The sequence below is a fragment of the Halomonas sp. ATBC28 genome, from assembly GCF_005937175.1.
GTDB lineage: Bacteria > Pseudomonadota > Gammaproteobacteria > Pseudomonadales > Halomonadaceae > Vreelandella > Vreelandella titanicae.
This window is the reverse complement of record NZ_VCQL01000107.1, coordinates 1-460: the sequence shown is the minus strand read 5'-3', so window position 1 is coordinate 460 and position 460 is coordinate 1. Positions and strand designations below refer to the sequence as shown.

Here is a 460-nt window from a genome sequence, read left to right as displayed (position 1 = left end):
GGTCACAGGTTGTTGCCACCTCACCGAACCTTATCGCAGGCTACCACGTCTTTCATCGCCTCTGGCTGCCTAGGCATCCACCGTGTGCGCTTCATTGCTTGACCCTATAACCCGAAGGAGTCTGGATGTCGCAATGATCACGTTTCATTTTGCCGGATACGCTTGAGACGTATCACAATTTAAGAACATGCCTTACGGCGTGTTCTTGTCAGCATGATATACATTGTTAAAGAGCGACTGCTATACGCAGTGATAAGGCAACGCCGTAGGCGGCTGGCTTATCACTGCGCATCAACAGCTATCTGATCAGGTAATTCATTGTGGACGCTTACCGACTGTGACGCATCGTTTAAGGAGGTGATCCAGCCGCAGGTTCCCCTACGGCTACCTTGTTACGACTTCACCCCAGTCATGAACCACACCGTGGTGATCGCCCTCTTGCGTTAGGCTAACCACTTCT

Annotated in this window: 2 rRNA genes; both read right to left on the bottom strand. The window is 51.3% G+C overall.

Annotated features, from left to right (window positions below):
- A 23S ribosomal RNA gene (locus E0L35_RS25555) occupies nucleotides 1-104 on the bottom strand; the annotation flags it as partial.
- A 246-nt stretch (nucleotides 105-350) separates the two neighbouring features.
- A 16S ribosomal RNA gene (locus tag E0L35_RS25550) occupies nucleotides 351-460 on the bottom strand; the annotation flags it as partial.